General features: G+C 70.1%; 16 protein-coding genes and 1 tRNA gene. 14 read left to right on the top strand and 3 right to left on the bottom strand.

Annotated elements, in window-relative coordinates:
• Positions 1-31: 31 nt before the first annotated feature.
• The 7 genes from trpB (at position 32) to AAEP80_RS13115 (ending at position 12,363) form a co-directional block, all read left to right on the top strand.
• Positions 32-1,246: a tryptophan synthase subunit beta gene (gene trpB, locus AAEP80_RS13145; RefSeq protein WP_420364733.1), complete on the top strand. Its 1,215-nt coding sequence runs from the start codon at positions 32-34 to the stop codon at positions 1,244-1,246.
• On the top strand, positions 1,243-2,043 hold the full coding sequence (trpA, locus tag AAEP80_RS13140) for a tryptophan synthase subunit alpha (protein ID WP_420364732.1): 801 nt from the start codon (positions 1,243-1,245) through the stop codon (positions 2,041-2,043). The genes trpB and trpA overlap by 4 nt, the downstream gene beginning before the upstream one ends.
• A gap of 191 nt (positions 2,044-2,234) precedes the next feature.
• Entirely contained in the window at positions 2,235-3,227 is a 993-nt protein-coding gene (gene lgt, locus AAEP80_RS13135) for a prolipoprotein diacylglyceryl transferase (protein ID WP_420364731.1), read from the top strand.
• 316 nt (positions 3,228-3,543) lie between these two features.
• Positions 3,544-8,061 carry a glutamate synthase large subunit gene (gene gltB, locus AAEP80_RS13130; protein WP_420366868.1) on the top strand — a complete coding sequence of 1,506 codons (4,518 nt, stop codon included), beginning with the start codon at positions 3,544-3,546 and terminating at the stop codon, positions 8,059-8,061.
• Positions 8,062-8,114: 53 nt separating this feature from the next.
• Positions 8,115-9,572: a glutamate synthase subunit beta gene (locus tag AAEP80_RS13125; RefSeq protein WP_413601829.1), complete on the top strand. Its 1,458-nt coding sequence runs from the start codon at positions 8,115-8,117 to the stop codon at positions 9,570-9,572.
• 135 nt (positions 9,573-9,707) lie between these two features.
• Complete coding sequence (pyk, locus tag AAEP80_RS13120; RefSeq protein ID WP_402728824.1) at positions 9,708-11,153, top strand: pyruvate kinase; 1,446 nt, start codon at positions 9,708-9,710, stop codon at positions 11,151-11,153.
• A gap of 115 nt (positions 11,154-11,268) precedes the next feature.
• Entirely contained in the window at positions 11,269-12,363 is a 1,095-nt protein-coding gene (locus tag AAEP80_RS13115; protein WP_420364730.1) for a VIT1/CCC1 transporter family protein, read from the top strand.
• A gap of 10 nt (positions 12,364-12,373) precedes the next feature.
• Here the strand turns inward: AAEP80_RS13115 and AAEP80_RS13110 are convergent, their stop codons facing one another.
• Entirely contained in the window at positions 12,374-12,913 is a 540-nt protein-coding gene (locus AAEP80_RS13110) for an HdeD family acid-resistance protein (RefSeq protein ID WP_420364729.1), read from the bottom strand.
• Positions 12,914-13,070: 157 nt separating this feature from the next.
• Between AAEP80_RS13110 and AAEP80_RS13105 the strand changes: the two genes are divergently transcribed.
• The 6 genes from AAEP80_RS13105 to AAEP80_RS13080 all read left to right on the top strand — a co-directional run bounded on the left by AAEP80_RS13105 (position 13,071) and on the right by AAEP80_RS13080 (position 17,576).
• Complete coding sequence (locus AAEP80_RS13105) at positions 13,071-14,612, top strand: aldehyde dehydrogenase family protein (RefSeq protein WP_281264672.1); 1,542 nt, start codon at positions 13,071-13,073, stop codon at positions 14,610-14,612.
• Positions 14,612-15,007 (top strand): DUF779 domain-containing protein, encoded by a 396-nt coding sequence (locus AAEP80_RS13100; protein WP_402728821.1) that lies wholly within the window; start codon positions 14,612-14,614, stop codon positions 15,005-15,007. Before AAEP80_RS13105 ends, AAEP80_RS13100 begins: the two co-directional genes overlap by 1 nt.
• Positions 15,008-15,061: 54 nt before the next feature.
• Positions 15,062-16,240: a GAF domain-containing protein gene (locus AAEP80_RS13095; protein ID WP_420364728.1), complete on the top strand. Its 1,179-nt coding sequence runs from the start codon at positions 15,062-15,064 to the stop codon at positions 16,238-16,240.
• Positions 16,241-16,292: 52 nt separating this feature from the next.
• Positions 16,293-16,374: transfer RNA gene (locus tag AAEP80_RS13090), tRNA-Leu, on the top strand.
• Positions 16,375-16,413: 39 nt separating this feature from the next.
• A complete protein-coding gene (locus AAEP80_RS13085; protein ID WP_420364727.1) occupies positions 16,414-17,019 on the top strand; it encodes an ANTAR domain-containing response regulator in 606 nt (201 codons plus the stop codon).
• 86 nt (positions 17,020-17,105) lie between these two features.
• Positions 17,106-17,576 carry a GNAT family N-acetyltransferase gene (locus AAEP80_RS13080; protein ID WP_420364726.1) on the top strand — a complete coding sequence of 157 codons (471 nt, stop codon included), beginning with the start codon at positions 17,106-17,108 and terminating at the stop codon, positions 17,574-17,576.
• 14 nt (positions 17,577-17,590) lie between these two features.
• Here AAEP80_RS13080 and AAEP80_RS13075 read toward each other — a convergent pair whose 3' ends face one another.
• Together AAEP80_RS13075 and AAEP80_RS13070 are read right to left on the bottom strand one after the other, a co-directional pair.
• Positions 17,591-17,965 carry a VOC family protein gene (locus AAEP80_RS13075; protein WP_413601834.1) on the bottom strand — a complete coding sequence of 125 codons (375 nt, stop codon included), beginning with the start codon at positions 17,963-17,965 and terminating at the stop codon, positions 17,591-17,593.
• A gap of 28 nt (positions 17,966-17,993) precedes the next feature.
• Positions 17,994-18,362 carry a PaaI family thioesterase gene (locus tag AAEP80_RS13070; protein WP_402728986.1) on the bottom strand — a complete coding sequence of 123 codons (369 nt, stop codon included), beginning with the start codon at positions 18,360-18,362 and terminating at the stop codon, positions 17,994-17,996.
• A 127-nt stretch (positions 18,363-18,489) separates the two neighbouring features.
• Between AAEP80_RS13070 and polA the strand changes: the two genes are divergently transcribed.
• Positions 18,490-21,135, top strand: a complete 2,646-nt coding sequence (gene polA, locus AAEP80_RS13065) for a DNA polymerase I (protein WP_420364725.1) — start codon at positions 18,490-18,492, stop codon at positions 21,133-21,135.
• Positions 21,136-21,680 lie beyond the last annotated feature (545 nt).

Below are 21,680 nucleotides of genomic sequence, written 5' to 3'. Positions count from 1 at the left end.
CAGGTGCCGGACACGTTCCGGGAGCACCATCGTGACCTCACTCCGTGACCTCCACGGCCCGTACTTCGGCGACTTCGGCGGACGCTTCGTCCCCGAGTCCCTGGTGCTGGCCCTCGACGAGCTCGAAGCCGCCTTCCGCGAAGCCTGGGCGGACCCGGCCTTCCACGAGGAGCTCGACGCCCTGCAGCGCGACTACACCGGACGCCCGTCGATCATCACCGAGGTGCCGCGGTTCGCGAAGCACGCCGGTGGTGCCCGGGTGATCCTCAAGCGCGAGGACCTCAACCACACCGGTTCGCACAAGATCAACAACGTCCTCGGCCAGGCCCTCGTCGCGAAGCGGCTCGGCAAGACGCGCCTGATCGCCGAGACCGGCGCCGGCCAGCACGGTGTCGCCACGGCGACGGCCGCCGCGCTCTTCGGCATGGACTGCGTCGTGTACATGGGCGCGGTCGACACCGACCGACAGGCGCTCAACGTCGCCCGCATGCGGCTCCTCGGCGCCGAGGTCATCCCGGTCGAGACCGGCTCGAAGACGCTGAAGGACGCGATCAACGACGCGCTTCGCGACTGGGTGGCGAACGTCGATTCGACGCACTACCTGCTCGGCACGGTCGCGGGTCCGCACCCGTTCCCCGAGATGGTGCGCGAGTTCCACAAGGTGATCGGTGTCGAGGCACGCCAGCAGGTGCTCGACCTGGTCGGCCGCCTGCCCGACGCCGTCGCCGCGTGCGTCGGTGGCGGGTCGAACGCGATGGGGATCTTCGAGGCGTTCCTCGACGACGAGTCGGTCCGCCTGCACGGCTTCGAGGCCGGTGGCGACGGCGTCGAGACCGGTCGGCACGCGGCCAGCATCACCCTGGGCCGCGAAGGCGTGCTGCAGGGGACGAAGTCCTACCTCATGCAGGACGAGGACGGCCAGACCATCGAGAGCCACAGCATCTCCGCCGGCCTCGACTACCCGAGCGTCGGCCCGGAGCACGCCTACCTGGCGTCGATCGGCCGTGCCAGGTACGAGCCGATCACGGACGCCGAGGCGATGGAGGCCTTCCGGCTGCTCAGCCGCACCGAGGGCATCATCCCGGCGATCGAGTCGTCGCACGCGCTGGCGGGGGCGATCAAGCTCGGCAAGGAGCTCGGCCCGGAGGGCGTCGTCCTGGTGAACCTGTCCGGACGCGGCGACAAGGACGTCGCATCGGCGAGCCGGTACTTCGGCATCCTCGACGAGAACGCGGTGCAGCTGTGAGCACGACGAACACGAACACGGTCGCGACGACGATCGACCAGGCGAACGCGGACCGCGCCGGAGCCGTGGTCGGGTACCTGCCCGCCGGGTTCCCGGACGTGAAGACGAGCATCGACGCCGCCGTCGCCCTCGCCGAGAACGGCGTGGACGTCATCGAGCTCGGGCTGCCGTACTCCGACCCCGTGATGGACGGCCCGGTCATCCAGCGCGCGGCCGAGGAGTCGCTCGCGAACGGGTTCCGCGTGGCGCAGGTGTTCGACGCCGTGCACGAGATCACCGAGCGCGCGGGGATCCCCGTGCTCGTGATGACGTACTGGAACCCGGTGCTCCGCTACGGGGTGGACCGGTTCGCCGACGACCTGGTGGCCGCCGGCGCCTCGGGACTCATCACCCCTGACCTCATCCCCGACGAGGCCACCGAGTGGCTCACCGCGTCCGAGCGGACCGGGCTCGACCGGGTGTTCCTCGCCGCGCCGTCGTCGACCGATGCGCGGATGCGCCAGGCCGTCGAGTCGAGCCGCGGGTTCGTCTACGCCGTCTCGACCATGGGGGTCACCGGGGCGCGACTCGGCGTCGACGCCGCGGCACGCACCGTCGTGTCCCGACTCCGCGACGCCGGCGTCGACCGGACGTGTGTCGGTCTCGGCATCTCGACGGCCGACCAGGTCGCCGAGGTCCTCGACTACGCGGACGGTGCGATCGTCGGTTCGGCCTTCGTCCGTGCTCTCGCCGATCTCGGTGTCACCGGTGCCGGCCAGCGCGCTGCGGAGCTGACAGCGGGCGCGCAGCGCCGCTGAGAGCCGGGACGGGAGGCCCGGCGGACGTCAGCCGGTCGGCTCACGTCCACCGGGCCTCCGGTCCACCCGCATCACGGTTTCCACAGACAGCCGCCGCCGGGTCCTGACCACCGTGCCACCCGCGCTACAGTGATCCGGGATCGTCGCGACTGCGACGCCCGCGGCGCACACCGAAAGGCGACAGCACCTCCATGCCCCTCCTGAGCATCCCGAGCCCCAGCACCGCCTGGCAGTACTTCGATCTGACCGCTTGGCTGCGCGACGCGTTCGGGTGGTCGCTGCCCCTCGACTTCCGGATCCACGCCTACGCGATCTGCATCTTGCTCGGCATCGTCGCCGCCGTGGTCGTCACGAACCGACGGCTCAACGCCCGCGGCGTGGAGCGCTGGATCATCATCGACATCGCGATCTGGGCGGTGCCGGCCGGCATCATCGGCGGGCGCCTGTTCCACGTGTTCACACACGTCAGCGACTACTTCGGGCCCGGACGCGATCCGCTCTCCTTCCTCTACATCTGGGAAGGCGGCCTCGCGATCTTCGGGGCGCTCATCCTGGGTTCGGTCGGCGCCTGGATCGGTTGCCGTCAGGTGGGGCTCCGGTTCACGGCCTTCCTCGACGCCGTCGCGCCCGCGATGCTGCTCGCACAGGCGTTCGGCCGGCTCGGCAACTACTTCAACCACGAGCTGTTCGGCATGCCGACAAGCCTGCCGTGGGGTCTGCAGATCGAGTCGTCCAACGCGGCCTACCCGACCGGGCTGCCGGAGGGCACGCTGTTCCACCCGACCTTCCTCTACGAGATCATCTGGAACGTCCTCGGCTTCGTCGTGATCATCCTGATCGACCGCAAGTTCAGCCTCCAGTGGGGCCGCGTGCTCGCGCTGTACCTGATCTGGTACGGCCTCGGCCGGTCGTTCCTCGAGTCGATCCGCGTCGACACCTCCGAGACCTTCTTCGGCATCCGGACGAACGTCTGGGCGTCGTTCGCGGCGATCCTGCTGGGCCTCATCGTCTTCTGGATCCAGTCGAAGCGGCACACCGGCAAGGAGCCGAGCCCGTACCTGCCCGGTCGCGGGCCCCGTGCGAACTCGGATGTAGACTCGGACGACACCTACTCGGAGCACGGGGACGACGCACCCCTCGCCGCCGACTCCGAACCGGTCGCCACAGCAGCCGACCGTTCCTGAGGGGTCCGCTGCAGCGACCCGCTCGGCGCACCACACAAGCCGCGCACCACCACAGCAACAGGTCCACCACAAGCGGGCCAGAACACCTCCGCACGCCGCAGGGCAACTCGCTGACGGCGTGCACGGGCACCAGTCCCGCCCACACGGGCGGCACGCACCGCCGGGCCACCGCTGTCCCTGTTCCACTTCCTCGTGAGGACGGTTCCCCATGGCGCTCCTGCCACCACAGTCCACGTCTCGTCCGGCCGCAACGGGCCGGGCCACGGCGCTCCTGCCTGCGCACCGGCGGTTCTCCGCGATCCCGGACGCAACGGGGATGTACGACCCCGCCAACGAGAAGGACGCCTGCGGCCTGGCGATGGTCGCGACGCTCCGCGGGACGCCAGGACACGACATCGTGGACGCCGCGCTCGGTGCGCTCCGCAACCTCGAGCACCGCGGTGCCGTCGGTTCGGACGCCGGCACCGGAGACGGCGCCGGCATCCTCTGCCAGGTGCCCGACGCGTTCTTCCGCGACGAGGCGCCGTTCGAGCTGCCCGCCGCGGGCGAGTACGCCGTCGGTACCGCCTACCTGCCGGTGGACGAGGCCGACCGTGCCGCGGTGAAGGCCGCCGTCGAGTCGTACGCTGCCGAGGAGGGCCTCCGGGTCCTCGGCTGGCGTGTGGTGCCGGTGCGTCCGGACGTCCTCGGGACGCTCGCACGAGCCGCGATGCCGGCCTTCGAGCAGCTGTTCGTGGCGTCCGAGCGGCACGACGAGCAAGGCGCCGCCTGGAGCGGCATCGCCCTCGACCGCCAGACCTTCCGTCTCCGCAAGCGCGTCGAGCGCGAGCAGGAGGTCTACTTCATGTCCTTGTCGAGCCGGACCATGGTCTACAAGGGCATGGTCACGACGCTCCAGCTCGAGCCGTTCTACCCGGACCTCAGTGACGAGCGCTTCGCGTCGAAGCTCGCGATCGTGCACTCCCGGTACTCCACGAACACGTTCCCGTCGTGGCCGCTCGCCCAACCGTTCCGCACGCTGGCGCACAACGGCGAGATCAACACCGTTCGCGGCAACCGCAACTGGATGCGCGCCCGCCAGTCGCAGCTCGAGAGCGAGCTGCTCGGCGACATGGCGCCGCTGCTGCCGATCGTCAGCCCCGGCGCGAGCGACTCCGCGTCCTTCGACGAGACCCTCGAGCTGCTCACCCTGACCGGGCGGACGCTCCCGCACGCGGTGTCGATGATGGTCCCAGAAGCGTGGGAGAACCAGGTCGACATGGACCCGGAGCTCCGGGCGTTCTACGAGTACCACTCGATGCTCATGGAGCCGTGGGACGGCCCCGCCGCGATCACGTTCACCGACGGCTCGCTCGTCGGCGCCACGCTCGACCGCAACGGCCTGCGTCCCGGCCGGTTCCTGGTCACCGACGACGGCCTCATCGTCATGGGGTCGGAGACCGGCGTGATCGACGTGCCCGCGTCGAAGGTCGTCCGCAAGGGCCGTCTGCGCCCCGGCCGGATGTTCCTCGTCGACACCGAGGCCGGTCGGATCATCGAGGACGACGAGGTCAAGCAGGGCCTGGCGTCCTCCGGGCCGTGGGGCGAGTGGCTGGAGGCCGGCCGGATCAACCTCCGCGACCTGCCAGAGCGGGAGCACATCGTGCACACCCCTGCCTCCGTCACGCGTCGACAGCGCGCCTTCGGGTACACCGAGGAAGAGGTCCGGATCCTGCTGCGTCCGATGGCGCAGGCCGGTGCGGAACCGCTCGGCGCGATGGGCTCCGACACACCGATCGCCGTGCTGTCCCAGCGCCCGCGGCTCCTCTTCGACTACTTCACCCAGCAGTTCGCCCAGGTGACGAACCCGCCGCTCGACTCCATCCGCGAGCAGGTCATCACCTCGATGGGCATGGGCCTCGGCCCGGAGCGCAACCTGCTCGACGCCGGTCCGGAGCACGCGAAGCAGATCGTCCTGGACTTCCCGGTGATCGACAACGACCAGCTCGCGAAGGTCCAGCACTTCGAGACGGCGTCCGGTCGGCACCTCACCGTGACGATCAAGGGCCTCTACCGTGTCGACGCGGGCGAACAGGCCATGGAGCAGCGCATCCAGGCCGTCTGCGACGAGGTGGACGAGGCCATCGAGTCCGGCAAGCAGTTCATCGTGCTGTCCGACCGTGACGGCAACGCCGAGAGCGCGCCGATCCCGAGCCTGCTGCTGCTCGCCGCCGTGCACCACCACCTGATCCGCACCGAGCAGCGCATGAAGGTCGGCCTGATCGTCGAGGCGGGCGACGTGCGTGAGGTCCACCACGTCGCGACCCTGATCGGCTACGGTGCCTCCGCGATCAACCCGTACCTCGCGATGGAGACCTGCGAGAACCTCGTCCGCCAGGGCATGATCAGCGGGATCACCCCCGAGCAGGCCGTCAAGAACGTGATCAAGGCGCTCGGCAAGGGCGTCCTGAAGATCATGTCGAAGATGGGCATCTCGACGGTGTCGAGCTACGCGGGCGCCCAGGCGTTCGAGGCGGTCGGGCTGTCGCAGGAGTTCGTCGACAAGTACTTCACCGGCACCTCGTCGATCCTCGGCGGCGTCGACATCGACGTGATCGCGAAGGAGAACGCCGAGCGGCACGGTCAGGCGTACCCGCAGGACGGCGCGGTGCTCGCACACGAGCGCCTGCAGACCGGTGGCGAGTACCAGTGGCGCCGCGAAGGCCCGCCGCACCTGTTCAACCCGGACACGGTGTTCCGCCTGCAGCACGCCACCCGTGCCCGGCGGTACGACATCTTCAAGGAGTACTCGAGCGCGGTCGACGACCAGTCCGAGGAGCTCATGACGCTCCGCGGTCTGTTCCGCTTCAAGCACGGCGAGCGGAAGCCCGTCCCGCTGGAAGAGGTCGAGTCGATCGAGTCCATCGTCAAGCGGTTCAACACCGGCGCGATGTCCTACGGCTCCATCTCGAAGGAAGCCCACGAGACGCTCGCCATCGCGATGAACCGTCTCGGCGGGCGATCGAACACGGGTGAGGGCGGCGAGGACGTCGACCGACTCCTCGACCCCGAACGCCGCAGCGCGATCAAGCAGGTCGCCTCCGGCCGCTTCGGCGTCACGAGCATGTACCTGACGCACGCCACGGACATCCAGCTGAAGATGGCCCAGGGTGCGAAGCCCGGCGAAGGCGGGCAGCTGCCGCCGCAGAAGGTCTACCCGTGGGTGGCGCGCACCCGGCACGCCACCGCCGGTGTCGGCCTCATCTCGCCGCCGCCGCACCACGACATCTACTCCATCGAGGACCTCAAGCAGCTGATCTTCGACGTCAAGCGCGCCAACCCCTCGGCACGCGTGCACGTCAAGCTCGTGAGCCAGTCCGGCATCGGTGCGGTGGCCGCCGGCGTGACGAAGGCCCTCGCCGACGTCGTGCTCGTCTCCGGCCACGACGGTGGCACCGGTGCGTCGCCGCTGAACTCGTTGAAGCACGCAGGCACCCCATGGGAGATCGGTCTCGCCGAGACCCAGCAGACGCTCATGCTCAACGGCATGCGCGACCGCGTGGTGGTGCAGGTCGACGGCCAGATGAAGACCGGCCGTGACGTCGTCGTCGCAGCGCTGCTCGGCGCGGAGGAGTACGGCTTCGCCACCGCGCCGCTCGTCGTCGAGGGATGCATCCTGATGCGCGTCTGCCACCTCGACACGTGCCCGGTCGGCGTCGCGACGCAGAACCCGGAGCTCCGCAAACGGTTCTCGGGCAAGCCAGAGTTCGTGGTGAACTTCTTCGAGTTCATCGCTCAGGAAGTCCGCGAGCTCCTCGCCGAACTCGGCTTCCGCAGCCTCGACGAGGCGATCGGGCACACCGGCGTCCTCGACGTCGACCGCGCCGTCGAGCACTGGAAGGCGTCAGGCCTCGACCTCGAACCCGTCCTCAAGGGGCCGGAGTTCCAGGCGGAGGAACCCCGTCGGCACCATCGCGAGCAGGACCACGAGCTCGAGCAGCACTTCGACGTGCAGCTCATCCAGAAGGCGTCCGACGTGCTCGAGCACGGTGGGTCCGTCACGCTCGACCTCCCGATCCGCAACACCGAGCGCGCCGTCGGCACCATGCTCGGCCACGAGGTCACGCTGCGCCACGGTGAGAACGGGCTGCCGGCCGGGTCGATCGACGTCACGCTGCGCGGGTCCGCCGGACAGTCGCTCGGCGCGTTCATGCCGTCCGGCATCACCCTGCGGCTCATCGGCGACAGCAACGACTACGTCGGCAAGGGACTCTCCGGTGGCGACATCGTCGTGCGCCCGGCCGAGTCGAGCGGCTTCGAGCCGTCGGAGAACGTCATCGCCGGCAACGTCATCGGCTACGGCGCCACCCAGGGCAGCATGTTCATCCGCGGCATCGTGGGGGAGCGCTTCCTGGTCAGGAACTCCGGCGCGACGGCCGTCGTCGAGGGCGTCGGCGACCACGCGCTCGAGTACATGACAGGTGGCCTCGCGCTCATCCTCGGTGAGACCGGTCGGAACCTCGGCGCCGGCATGTCCGGTGGCACCGCATACGTCAGGAGCCTGCGGACCGAGCACGTCAACCAGGACTCCCTGGGCAGCGGCGAGCTCCGGCTCGAGGAACTGGACAGCGCCGACGTGGAGATCGTCACCGACCTGCTCGAGCGGCACGCTGCCGAGACGGGCTCGACGGTCGCCGCAGACCTGCTGGCGTCGGGTGACCTGTCCGAGTTCGTCAAGGTGCTGCCGCGCGACTACGCCGCAGTGCTCGAGACCCGCAAGCAGGCCGTCGACGAGGGGCTCGACCCCGACGGCGACATCGTTTGGAACAGGATCATGGAGGTGACCGGTGGCTGAGATCACGGCGCGTCCGGAACAGACCGAGCACACGAACCCGATGGAGGTAACAGGTGGCTGACCCCAAGGGATTCCTGAAGGTCCAGGAACGCGAACTGCCCGAGCGTCGGCCCGTCCCCGTCCGGCTCATGGACTGGAAAGAGGTCTACGAGCAGCAGGAGTCCGGCCAGCTGAAGCGCCAGGCCGGCCGCTGCATGGACTGCGGCGTGCCGTTCTGTCACCAGGGCTGCCCACTCGGCAACCTCATCCCGGAGTGGAACGACCTCACGTGGCGCGGCGAGGGCCGCCAGGCGATCGAGCGGCTCCACGCGACGAACAACTTCCCGGAGTTCACGGGTCGGCTCTGCCCGGCTCCGTGCGAGTCGTCGTGCGTGCTCGGCATCAACCAGCCGCCCGTGACCATCAAGCAGGTCGAGGTCTCGATCATCGACGAGGCGTTCCAGAACGGGTGGGTCACCCCGCACCCGCCGGAGCGCCTGACCGGCAAGACCGTCGCCGTCGTCGGCTCCGGTCCCGCCGGGCTCGCGGCCGCGCAGCAGCTGACCCGCGCCGGCCACACCGTCGCCGTCTACGAGCGTGACGACCGCATCGGTGGTCTGCTCCGGTACGGCATCCCGGACTTCAAGATGGAGAAGCGCCAGATCGACGCGCGACTCGCTCAGATGCAGGCGGAGGGCACGCGCTTCCGCGCCGGTGTCGAGATCGGCCGGGACATCACCTGGGACGACCTGAAGTCGCGCTACGACGCGGTCGTCGTCGCCACCGGTGCGACGGTCCCGCGCGACCTGCCCATCCCCGGTCGCGACCTCGCCGGCGTGCACTTCGCGATGGAGTACCTCGTGCAGCAGAACCGCGCGGGTGCCGGCACGGTCGTCGACAACCAGATCACGGCGGAGGGCAAGCACGTCGTCGTGATCGGCGGTGGTGACACCGGTGCGGACTGCATCGGGACCGCCCACCGTCAGGGCGCGCTGAGCGTGACCAACCTCGCGATCGGCAAGCAGCCGCCGCTGGAGCGCCCGGAGAACCAGCCGTGGCCGATGTTCCCGACCGTGTTCGAGGTCACCAGCGCCCACGAAGAGGGCGGGGAGCGCACCTTCCTGGCCTCGACGGTCGAGTTCCTCTCGAACGACGCTGGCGAGGTCCGGGCGCTCCGTGTCGCCGAGACCGAGTACCTCGACGGCCGCCGGGTCCCCAAGGCCGGCACCGAGCGGGAGATCCCCGCCGACCTGGTCCTCATCGCGATGGGCTTCACCGGTCCCGAGACCGACACGCTCGAGCCGCAGCTCGGGCTCCCGGTCACGGTGTCCGGCGCGGTCGCGCGGCAGGCCGACTACACCACGAACGAGGCCGGCGTGTTCGTCGCCGGTGACGCCGGTCGCGGTCAGTCCCTGATCGTCTGGGCCATCGCGGAGGGCCGTGCGGCCGCCGCGAAGGTCGACGAGTACCTCGAGGGCACCACGATGCTGCCGGCGCCGGTGAAGGCGACCGACCGGGCGATCTCCATCTGATGGCCACCACTCGGTGAGCGGGAGGCCACCAGCACTCGATAGGGTGCTGGTGGCCTCTTCTTCGTACTGCGAAGCCCCACGCCAGCAAGCAAGCAGCAGCCGCAAGCCCCACAAGACACCACACGAAGGAATCCATTGAGACGCGCAAAGATCGTTTCGACCCTCGGCCCGGCCACGTCGGACTACGAGACCGTCAAGGAGATCATCGAGGCAGGCGTGGACGTCGCCCGACTCAACCTCAGCCACGGTGACTACAGCGTCCACGAGGCCAACTACGAGAACGTCCGTCGCGCCGCCGAGGAACTCGGCAAGCCGGTCGCGATCCTCGTCGACCTCCAGGGTCCGAAGATCCGTCTCGCGAAGTTCGCCGACGGCCCGCACGAACTCGCCGTCGGCGACGTCTTCACGATCACGACCGAGGACGTGCCCGGCTCGAAGGAGATCTGCGGCACCACGTTCAAGGGTCTCCCCGACGACGTGCAGCCCGGCGACCCGCTCCTCATCGACGACGGCCGCGTGCGCCTCCGCGTGCTCGACACCGACGGGGTGCGCGTCCGCACCGAGGTCGTCGTCGGCGGCACCGTGTCGAACAACAAGGGCATCAACCTCCCCGGCGTCGCCGTGAACGTCCCCGCGCTGAGCGAGAAGGACGAAGCGGACCTCCGCTGGGGGATCCGGCAGGGCGCCGACCTCATCGCGCTGTCGTTCGTGCGGAACGCCGCCGACGTCGACCGCGCCCACGAGATCATGGACGAAGAGGGCAAGCGTCTGCCCGTCATCGCGAAGATCGAGAAGCCGCAGGCCGTCGACGCGCTCGAGGAGATCATCGACGCCTTCGACTCGATCATGGTCGCCCGCGGTGACCTCGGCGTCGAGCTCCCGCTCGAGGCCGTCCCGATCGTGCAGAAGCGCGCCGTCGAGCTCTCCCGCCGCATGGCGAAGCCGGTGATCGTCGCGACGCAGATGCTCGAGTCGATGATCTCGTCGCCGATCCCGACCCGCGCCGAGACGTCCGACGTCGCGAACGCGGTGCTCGACGGTGCCGACGCCGTGATGCTCTCCGGCGAGACCAGCGTGGGCGAGTACCCCGTGCAGACCGTCCGCACCATGGCGCGCATCGTCGAGTCGACCGAGGACCACGGCCTCGAGCGCATCGCGCCGCTCGGCACCAAGCCGCGCACCCTCGGTGGAGCGATCACGCTCGCCGCGGTCGAGATCGCCGAGTTCACCGAGGCGTCGTACCTCTGCGTCTTCACCGAGTCCGGTGACTCGGCGCGCCGCATGTCGCGTCTGCGCCACGGGCTGCCGATCATCGCGTTCACCCCGAACGAGGCCACACGTCGCCGCATGGCGCTCACCTGGGGCGTCCGCTCGTTCCTGGTGCCGCGCATGAAGCACACCGACGAGCTGTTCGGTCAGGTCGACGACGTCCTGATCCACAACGGCCTCGCCGCACCCGGTGACCGCGTCATCGTGACGGCTGGATCGCCTCCCGGACTCGAGGGCTCGACGAACGACCTCCGCGTGCACCGCGTGGGCGACGCGCACGCCGAGGCCGCACCGGCGTACGTTCGGGACTAGTCCCGCGGATCGCGCGAGGGCGCGGACGGGAGGCCCGGTGCAGCTGACTGCACCACCTCCGGTCCGCGCCCGCTCGCGTCCAGAGCCCCCATCCCGTCGACAGGAGACGATCGCGATGAGTGAGCGGAGCCTCCGGTCCGAGACGGTGGGCCGACGGCCCACGGACGTGCGCCGATGGCGACGGTACCTGGCCGACGAACGCGCGGAAGGCGCCGTCTACCGCAACCTCGCGGCCCGTCGCGAGGGTGAGGAGCGGGAGATCCTGAGCGCCCTCGCGGAGGCCGAGGGCCGGCACGAGCAGCACTGGATCGACCTGCTCGGCAACGACATCGGCCGACCGTTGCGTGGCAGCCTGCGGACGCGGGTCCTCGCCGGACTGGCGAAGCGGTTCGGGTCGGTGTTCGTGCTCGCGCTCATGCAACGCGCCGAGGACCGCTCGCCGTACGCGGACGACGCGGACGCGACCGCGAGCATGGCCGCAGACGAACGGATCCACGGCGAGGTGGTCCGCGGGCTGGCGAACCGCGGCCGGATGCGGCTGTCCGGCACGTTCCGGGCGGCGGTCTTCGGCGCGAACGACGGACTGGTCTCGAACCTCGCGCTGATCATCGGCATCAGCGCCTCGGGAGCGGACCGGCACTTCGTGCTCCTGAGCGGGATCGCGGGGCTGCTCGCGGGTGCCCTGTCGATGGGCGCGGGGGAGTACGTGTCGGTGCGGTCCCAGCGCGAGCTGCTCGAGGCGTCGTCACCGCATCCGGACGCGAACCGGGCCGTCGCGGACCTCGACGTCGACGCGAACGAGCTCGCCCTGGTCTACCGGGCGCGGGGGATGCCCGAGCACGAGGCCGAGGCCCACGCGACCGACGTGCTCGCCGGGCTCGGAACCGGGCCGGACACCAGGTCCACCCGGCCGGTCGACGACCACGAGGCGGTCGGCAACGGCATGAGCGCGGCGATCTCGAGCTTCCTGTTCTTCGCGTCCGGCGCCATCATCCCCGTGCTGCCCTACCTGTTCGGGCTCGACGGCTGGACCGCGGTCGCCGTGGCCGGGTTCCTGGTCGGGATCGCCCTGCTCGGCACCGGCGCGGTCGTCGGCGTCCTCAGCGGTGCCTCGCCGCTCCGTCGGGCACTGCGGCAGCTCGCGATCGGCTTCGGTGCCGCGGTGGTCACGTACCTGCTCGGGCTGCTCTTCGGGACCGGATCGGCGTAGCGACCGCCCGCTACCGGCGGACGGCGGCCCGCGGGGGCAGGAGCAGCAAGGCCGCCGCCCCGACCACGATCAGCGCGATCCCGGCGAAGACCATGAACACGGTCAGGGCGAGGCCCGGCGCGAACAGCACCGCGATGCCGCCGAGGATCGAGAGCACCCCGCTGACGACCGTCGGGATGCGGGAGGAACCGGGGTGTCCGGCGAACCCGCCGACGAGTGACGCGATGCCCTCGATGACGAACCCGATCCCCGCAAGCACGGCGTAGACCACGAGCGGGACGGCGGGGTCGAGGAGCGTGACCAGGCCGGCGATCGCGACGAGCACCCCGACCACGCCGGACGTCCACCGCCACACGGGCGGCGTCCCGTGGCCGCGGACCGCTGCGAACACACGCATCACGCCGGCGACGACGAGGTAGACGCCGAAGAGCAGTGCGACGACGACGAGGGACGGCCGGGGCCAGACGATCGCGACGATGCCGAGCGCGATGGCGACGACGGACGTCACGATGACGAACACCCGGAACGTCCGGACTGCACGGGAATCCACGAGCACTCCTCCCTGATCGGAGCTGGACGACCTGGACAGTACCCGGAGGACGACCGGCCCGCTCGCGCGTGCAACCGGATGCAACCCCTGTCCACGTAGCGTCGCGGACAGGCGCGCGGATCGTGCGCCCCGACAGCGTCGTCGAAAGGGCACCACCATGACCATCGCAGCATCGCCCACCACCTACGCCGCACCCGGCGAGGCAGGATCACTCGTCTCGTTCCGACCGAGGTACGACCACTTCATCGGGGGCGAGTACGTCGCCCCGACCGGCGGCCAGTACTTCGAGAACCCGACACCGGTCACCGGGCGGGTCTTCACCGAGGTCGCCCGCGGCGACTCCACCGACGTGGACCGCGCCGTGCAGGCCGCGTGGAAGGCGTTCCCCGCGTGGGGGAAGACCAGCGTCACCGAACGGGCGAACATCCTCAACCGGATCGCCGACCGGATGGAGCAGAACCTCGAGCTCCTCGCAGTCGCGGAGACGTGGGAGAACGGCAAACCGATCCGCGAGACCCTCGGTGCGGACATCCCGCTCGCGATCGACCACTTCCGCTACTTCGCTGGGGCCATCCGCGCGCAGGAGGGCTCGACGGGGGAGATCGACCACGACACCGTGGCGTACCACTTCCACGAGCCGCTCGGCGTCGTCGCCCAGATCATCCCGTGGAACTTCCCGATCCTGATGGCGGTGTGGAAGCTCGCGCCGGCCCTCGCCGCCGGCAACTGCGTCGTCCTGAAGCCGGCAGAGCAGACGCCGGCGTCGATCCACGTGCTCGTCGAGCTGATCCAGGACCTCATCCCCGCCGGCGTGCTCAACGTCGTGAACGGCTTCGGGTTCGAGGTCGGTGCCCCGCTCGCGCAGCACCCTGACGTCCGGAAGGTGGCGTTCACGGGGGAGACGACCACGGGCCGGCTCATCATGCAGTACGCGTCGCAGAACCTCATCCCCGTGACGCTCGAGCTCGGCGGCAAGAGCCCGAACGTCTTCTTCGCCGACGTGGCCCAGGAGCACGACGCGTTCTACGACAAGGCACTCGAGGGGTTCGCGTTCTTCAACCTCAACCAGGGCGAGGTGTGTACCTGCCCGTCCCGCGCGCTCGTCGCGAAGGAGATCTACGACGGGTTCGTCGCCGACGGCCTCGATCGCGTGCGTGCAGTGCAGCAGGGGCACCCGCTCGACATGTCGACCATGATCGGCGCCCAGGCGTCGAACGACCAGCTCGAGAAGATCCTGAGCTACATCGACATCGGCAAGCAGGAGGGGGCGAAGCTCCTGACCGGTGGGGAGCGAGCCGACCTCGGCGGCGAGCTGTCCGGCGGGTACTACGTCACCCCGACCGTCTTCGAGGGCGACAACGCGATGCGCATCTTCCAGGAGGAGATCTTCGGGCCGGTCCTGGCGCTCACGTCCTTCAGCGGCTACGACGACGCCATCTCGATCGCCAACGACACCCTGTACGGTCTGGGCGCCGGTGTGTGGAGCCGCGAGGCCACCACCCTCTACCGGGCAGGTCGAGACATCCAGGCCGGACGTGTGTGGGAGAACACCTACCATCAGTACCCGGCGGGTGCGGCCTTCGGTGGGTACAAGCAGTCCGGGGTCGGGCGCGAGAACCACAAGATGATGCTCGACCACTACCAGCAGACGAAGAACCTGCTGGTCTCCTACGCAGAAGGGCCGATGGGGTTCTTCTGATGAGCACCGACCGCGTCGCGGTCACGCCGGCGGCGAGTGACCTGCTCAGGTCCCTCGCCGCCCGGCACGGCCCGCTCATGTTCCACCAGTCCGGCGGCTGCTGCGACGGCTCGAGCCCGATGTGCTACCCCGTCGGCATGTTCATGACCGGGCCGGGCGACGTCCTGCTCGGGGCGCTCGAGGTCGACGGCATCGACCCCGTCGAGGTCTACATGTCGAAGGCCCAGTTCGAGTACTGGAAGTACACCCACCTCACGATCGACGTCGTCGACGGGCGCGGCGGCGGCTTCTCGCTCGAGGTACCCGAGGGCAAGCGGTTCCTCACCAGGTCCCGGATGTTCACCGACCCGGAACTGGAGGATCTCGGTCTGGTCCCGGCCACCCACCGGACGTAGGCTGGCCGCACCCGGCGCGACGGCGCGACGGGCGGACCCGAGGACGGAGGACGCATGCGCGCACCCCGACCGGGATCCGTTCGTCCCCTCGTCGCCGACTCCTGGCGCCGCTCCGCTGGAGTCGACCCCGATGGTGTCCCACGGGTCGCCCTCGGCGCCGACGAACTCGACGCCGCCAGGCGCGACGGGCCGCTCGCCACGCTGCTGCCGATCGTCCGCCGCCTGCTCGTCGACGACACGCGGTCGGCCGGCTGCGTCGTGGCCGTCGGCGACGCGTCCGGCCGGCTCGTCTGGGTGGACGGTGCCAGGACTGCTCGACGGGCAGCGGAGGACATGGGGTTCGTCCCCGGCGCCGACTGGGCAGAGGAACACGTCGGCACGAGCGCACCAGGCACCGCACTCCGCATCGACCGTGCCGTGCAGATCCGCAACGAGGAGCACTACGCGACCGCGGTGAAGCCCTGGTCCTGCACGGCGGTCCCGGTGCACGACCCGTCCGGACGCGCGGTCGGTGTGCTCGACATCACCGGCGACGACCGTGCGGTCGAACGGCACACGCTGCCGCTCGTGCGTGCGACGGTCGCGGCGGTCGAAGCGGAACTCGCCCTCGCCACGCTCCGGATCCCGACTCCCTCGGTGGTCCTGCCCGCCGAGGCCGAACTCGTCCTGCTCGGCTCCGACACCGCGACGCTGCACGTCGAGGGCCGAGCGGTGGCGCTGTCGGCCAGGCACTCGGAGATCCTCGCGGTGCTCGCGACCGCCCCGGCGGGGATGGCCGCTGCTGACCTCGCCGACGCCGTCTACGGCGACCCCGATGCGGTCGTCACGCTCCGCGCCGAGGTGGTGCGGCTCCGCCGCGTACTGTCGTCGGCCGCACCGTCGGTGACGCTCGCCTCCCGCCCGTACCGGGTCGGCGGTGTCCGGACCGACGTCGACGGCGTGCTGTCCGCGCTCGACCGCGGGGCGCGCCTCCAGGCCGTCAGCCGGTACCCGGGACCCGTCCTGCCCGGCTCCGCCGCGCCCGGCGTGGACGCGCTCCGCGACCTGGTGCGCGGTCGGTTCCGCGAGGCGGTCGTGTCCGACGGGTCATCCGACGCGTTGCTCGCCTGGTCCCGTACCCCTGATGGTTCCGCGGATGCGCGCGTGCTGCGAGCGCTGCTCGCGACGCTGCCGCCGCGGTCGCCCCGCCGTGCCGGGCTGGTGGCCGCGGTGGAAGCGCTCGAAGGTCCGTGACCGGACGCACCGGCCTGGAGGCCCGGGTCGGGCTGGTATCGTGAGTCACCTCGCGAGTGTGGTGGAATCGGCAGACACGGGGCACTCAAAATGCTCTGCCTCACGGCGTGCGGGTTCAAGTCCCGCCACTCGTACTGCAAGCAGCGCTCCCGACGTCTAGTAGGCTTTCGGTCGTGAGTGACTCAGAAGCAACTGCAACAGCACCCCGTCGTGTCGTCGTCGCCGAGGACGAGTCGCTCATCCGTCTCGACATCGTCGAGATCCTCCGCGACAACGGGTTCGACGTCGTCGGCGAAGCGGGTGACGGCGAGACCGCCGTGCAGCTCGCGACCGACCTCAGCCCGGACCTCGTCATCATGGACGTCAAGATGCCCCAGCTCGACGGTATCTCCGCGGCCGAGAAGCTCTCGAAGAACCACATCGCCCCGGTCGTCCTCCTCACGGCGTTCAGCCAGAAGGAGCTCGTCGAGCGTGCGACCGAGGCCGGAGCGCTCGCGTACGTCGTGAAGCCCTTCACGCCGAACGACCTGCTCCCCGCGATCGAGATCGCGCTCTCGCGGCACCAGCAGATCATCACCCTCGAAGCCGAGGTCGCCGACCTGGTCGAGCGCTTCGAGACCCGCAAGCTCGTCGACCGCGCCAAGGGCCTGCTCAACGAGAAGATGGGCCTCACCGAGCCCGAGGCGTTCCGCTGGATCCAGAAGGCCTCGATGGACCGCCGCCTGACCATGCACGACGTCGCCAAGGCGATCATCGAGCAGCTCAGCGCGAAGAAGTAGTCGCTCACACCGTCTCCTTCCCGAAACGCCGCCGTTCTCGGCGGCGTTTCGCGTCTCCGGTGGCGTCCATCTGCGAAGGTGGAGCCGTGAACGACGTCGTGATCCGTGCCTCCCGCCCGTCCGACATGCCGGCGGTTGCCGACCTGCGGTGGCGGTGGAGCATCGAGGAGGACGGCCGACAGGCCGCGCAGACACCCGAGTCGTACCGCGACGCCATGACGGACTTCGCCGTCGCCCACCCGGAGTCGCACCGGTGCGTCGTCGCCGAGCGCGACGGCGTCGTGCTCGGGATGGCGTGGCTGGCGCTGCATCCACGGCCACCGGCGCCGCACGTGCCGGGAGGCCGGATCGCCGCTGAGCTGCAGACCGTCTACGTCCACCGGGACCTGCGTGGGCTCGGGGTCGCGGGGCGGCTCGTCTCGCGGTTGGTCCAGATCGCGGACGAGCTCGGGGCCGAACGGATCAGCGTCCATTCGAGCGTGGACGGCGAACGGCTCTACCGGCGGCTCGGCTTCGGCGACGCCCGGCTGCTGCTGCAGCGGCCGCCGGAGGACTGACCGCCCGCCGTCGTTCAGCCGCGTGCGGGGATCTGCTGCAGCGTCCAGGCGTTCTCGTCCGGGTCGGTGAAGAACACGAACCGACCCCAGGCCATCTCGTCCACGCCGACGGCGTCCACCCCGAGGCCCTGCAGGTGTGCGAGGGCCTCGTCGGCATCCGGGACGACGACCTGGATCGACTTCAGCGACCCTGGGAGCACGTCGGGCGACATGATGCCCTGGCCGAACGCGATCGAGCACGCGGACCCGGGAGGGGTTGCCTGCACGAACCGGAGCTCGTCCGAGACACGCTGGTCGTGGTCGATGGTGAAGCCGATGCGTTCGTAGAACGCTCGGGAACGATCGACGTCGCTGACGGGGACCATGATGAGTTCGATCTTCCAGTCCATGCCGGACTCCCTGCGTCGGAGCGGTCGGTCAGCGCCGCTCGCGGATCATGTTCGTGATGCGCACCGTGGAGCAGCGTCGCCCCTGCTCGTCGGTGAGGACGATCTCGTGGGTCGTCAGCGTGTTGCCGAGGTGGATCGCGGTGCACGTGCCGGTGACGATACCGCTGGTGGCACTCCGCGAGTGCGAGGCGTTCAGCTCGATGCCGACCGCGTACCGACCGGGTCCGGCGTGCACGTTCGCGGCCATCGAGCCGAGGCTCTCCGCCAGGACGACGTACGCCCCGCCGTGCAGGAGCCCGACCGGCTGCCGGTTGCCCTCGACCGGGATGGTGCCGACGGCGCGCTCCGCGGACAGCTCCGTGATGACCATGCCCATCTTGTCGGCGAGCTCGCCCATCCCGCGGTCCGCGAGGCGTTCGTCGACGGGGCCGGTGGTCGTCGCTTCGTCGGTCACGCGCTGGGACTCCCGTGTCGGATGGCGTCGGTAGGCTGTCCGGGTGTCGGACTCCGCAAAGCCTACCCTCATGGTCATCGACGGCCACTCGCTCGCCTTCCGGGCCTTCTACGCGCTCCCGGTGGACAGCTTCGTGAACCGCGACGGGCAGCACACGAACGCCATCCACGGCTTCATCTCGATGCTGCTCATGCTCCTCCAGCGCGAGAAGCCGACCCACCTGGCGGTCGCGTTCGACATCTCGCGGTTCTCGTTCCGCACCCGTGAGTACGAGGACTACAAGGGCACCCGTTCCGAGACCCCTGCGGAGTTCAAGGGGCAGATCCCGCTCCTGCAGCAGGCGCTCGAGGCGATGGGCATCACCACCGTCACGAAGGAGGACTACGAGGCGGACGACATCCTCGCGACCCTCTCCTCGCAGGGTGCAGCGCAGGGCTACCAGGTCTACGTCGTGTCCGGCGACCGCGACTCCATCCAGCTCGTGAACGATGACGTCACGCTGCTGTACCCGTCCGTCCGCGGCGTCTCCGAGCTGACGCGGTACGACCGCGACAAGGTGTACGAGCGCTACGGCATCGAGCCGCACCAGTACCCCGACATCGCCGCACTCGTGGGCGAGACCAGCGACAACCTGATCGGCATCGACAAGGTCGGCGAGAAGACCGCCGTCAAGTGGATCACCCAGTACGGCTCGCTCGACGGCGTGCTCGAGCACGCGGACGAGATCAAGGGCGTCGTGGGCAACAACCTGCGCGAGCAGAAGGACCGGGCGATCCGGAACCGCAAGCTGAACCGCCTCGTCACCGACGTCGAGCTGCCGGTCGGTCCGGGGGACGTCGCACTCCGACCCCTCGACGAAGCCGCCGTCCGCGAGCTGTTCGCCAAGCTGCAGTTCCGCACGCTGCTCGACCGCGTGTTCAAGGTCGCCGGGAACGGCGAGACCGGTGAGGCCCCAGCGGTCGAGGGCGGCGTCGACGACGGTGGACCGGCCTCGCCGACGGTGAAGACCCTGATCGACGAAGAGCTCGGCTACTGGCTCGAGCGGAAGAACGCCGCAGCAGCCGAGAACGGGTACGGCGTCGCGGTGGAGGTCATCGACGGCCGCCTCAGCGCCATCGGGATCGCCACCCACGACGACGCCGTCCTGGTCCCGGGCGGCAGCGGTGCGAAGGACTACGAGCAGCTGACCGCGTGGTTCGCGTCCGACGCCCCGAAGCACTTCCACGACGCCAAGGCCGCGGTGAAGGCGCTCGGCACCGCCGGCATCGCGGTGAACGGCATCGCCGGTGACGCCCGCATCATGGGCTGGCTGGCGAACCCGGGCAAGCAGGGCCAGCCGCTCACCGACCTCGTCTACCAGGAGCTCGGTGAAGAGCTCCCGACGGCGGACCCGAACCAGCTCGTCCCGGAGACCGACCCCGTGAACGTCGGCGTGCACGCCTGGTACGTCCTCCGCGTGACGACGGCGCTCCGGGCTCGCATCGACGCCGGGTCGCTGCGGGTCCTCGACGACATCGAGCTCCCGCTCGTGTCGGTCCTCGCCGACATGGAGACCACCGGTGTCGGCATCGACCGCCCGGTGCTCACGAACCTCTCGAAGGAGCTCGGGGAACGCGCGGCCGACCTCGCGCAACAGGCGTTCGCCGAGATCGGACACGAGGTCAACCTCGGCTCGCCGAAGCAGCTGCAGGAAGTGCTCTTCACCGAGCTCGCGATGCCGAAGACCCGCAAGACCAAGACGGGCTTCTCGACCGACGCCGCGAGCCTGGCCGACCTGCAGGAGCAGCACCCGCACCCGTTCCTGGGCCTCCTGCTCCAGCACCGGGACGCGACGAAGCTCCGGCAGATCGTGGACACGCTCGACGCCGCGGTCGTCGACGGCCGCATCCACACCCGGTACGAGCAGACCGGCAGCAGCACCGGCCGCATCTCCTCGACCGACCCGAACCTGCAGAACATCCCGGTGAAGACCGCGGTCGGTCGTCGGGTCCGTTCCGCGTTCGCCGTGGCCGAGCCGTACACGACGCTCCTCACCGCGGACTACTCGCAGATCGAGATGCGCATCATGGCGCACCTCTCCGGTGACCCCGGGCTGATCCAGGCCTTCAACGAGGGCGAGGACCTGCACCGCTTCGTCGGCGCCCGGGTGTTCGGTGTCGAGCCGGCGGACGTCTCCCCGGAGATGCGCACGAAGGTCAAGGCGATGTCGTACGGCCTCGCGTACGGGCTCAGCGCGTTCGGTCTGTCTAAGCAGCTCCGGATCGAGCAGAGCGAAGCGCGCACCCTGATGACCGAGTACTTCGCCCGCTTCGGCGCGGTGCGGGACTACCTCCGCAACGTGGTCGAGCAGGCCCGTGAGGACGGCTACACCGAGACGATCTTCGGCCGTCGTCGTCCGTTCCCCGACCTCAAGAGCCCGAACCGCGTCCTCCGCGAGAACGCCGAGCGTGCTGCGCTGAACGCACCGATCCAGGGCTCGGCCGCCGACATCATGAAGATCGCGATGCTCGGCGTCGCGGCCGACCTGCGCGACGGCGAGATGGGCACGCGGCTGCTGCTCCAGGTGCACGACGAACTCATCCTCGAGGTCGCCCCTGGGGAGCAGGACCGCGTCGAGGAGATCCTGCGGACCCGGATGGGCGGCGCGGCCGACCTCACCGTCCCGCTCGACGTGTCCGTCGGCTCCGGCCCCAACTGGGAGGCCGCCGCGCACTGACCCGCGACTGGTCACGACACCCCGCTCGGGTTCGCCGGGTGGTCGCTGCCCGTCGGTTCGGCGGCGTCGGAGCCACGTTCTTCGACCGGCCGAGGGCGTGCGCGCGGGGTGTCGTGACCGGTCGCCTGGTGCCACGTCCCCCATCCCGGGCCGCACCCGCACCCGCACGCCTGCGCCCCGCCCGCCTTCGCCCCGCACGGACACACGCCTGCACCCCGCCCGCCGGCGCCGCGCCCCGCGCCGGCACTCGGCCCGCGAGCCTGCACCCCGCCCGCCGTCACCCCGCACGGACACACGCCTGCACCCCGCCCGCCGTCACCCCGCACGGACACACGCCTGCACCCCGCCCGCGACTGGTCGCAACATCCCGCTCAGGTTCGCTGGGTGGTCGCGAAGGGTCGTTTGGGTGCCCGCTGCGCGACGTTCTTTGACCGGCCGAGGGCGTGCGCGCGGGGTGTTGTGACCAGTCGCCTGGTGCCACTTCTCCCAATCCTGCGACGCACCCGCACGCCTGTACCTCGCACGCCTGCGCCGCGCGCCTGCGC

This window comes from Curtobacterium sp. L3-7 (assembly GCF_048756585.1).
Classification (GTDB): Bacteria; Actinomycetota; Actinomycetes; order Actinomycetales; family Microbacteriaceae; genus Curtobacterium.
This window is presented reverse-complemented; position numbering and strand designations above follow the sequence as displayed.

Bases quoted from the DNA above. Each gene is read 5' to 3' on its own strand.
- lgt (WP_420364731.1), top strand. From the start codon at position 2,235: ATGCCCCTCCTGAGCATCCCGAGCCCCAGCACCGCCTGGCAGTACTTC.
- gltB (WP_420366868.1), top strand. From the start codon at position 3,544: ATGTACGACCCCGCCAACGAGAAGGACGCCTGCGGCCTGGCGATGGTC.
- AAEP80_RS13115 (WP_420364730.1), top strand. From the start codon at position 11,269: ATGAGTGAGCGGAGCCTCCGGTCCGAGACGGTGGGCCGACGGCCCACG.
- AAEP80_RS13105 (WP_281264672.1), top strand. From the start codon at position 13,071: ATGACCATCGCAGCATCGCCCACCACCTACGCCGCACCCGGCGAGGCA.
- AAEP80_RS13100 (WP_402728821.1), top strand. From the start codon at position 14,612: ATGAGCACCGACCGCGTCGCGGTCACGCCGGCGGCGAGTGACCTGCTC.
- AAEP80_RS13095 (WP_420364728.1), top strand. From the start codon at position 15,062: ATGCGCGCACCCCGACCGGGATCCGTTCGTCCCCTCGTCGCCGACTCC.
- AAEP80_RS13075 (WP_413601834.1), bottom strand. From the start codon at position 17,965: ATGGACTGGAAGATCGAACTCATCATGGTCCCCGTCAGCGACGTCGAT.
- AAEP80_RS13070 (WP_402728986.1), bottom strand. From the start codon at position 18,362: ATGGGCGAGCTCGCCGACAAGATGGGCATGGTCATCACGGAGCTGTCC.
- polA (WP_420364725.1), top strand. From the start codon at position 18,490: ATGGTCATCGACGGCCACTCGCTCGCCTTCCGGGCCTTCTACGCGCTC.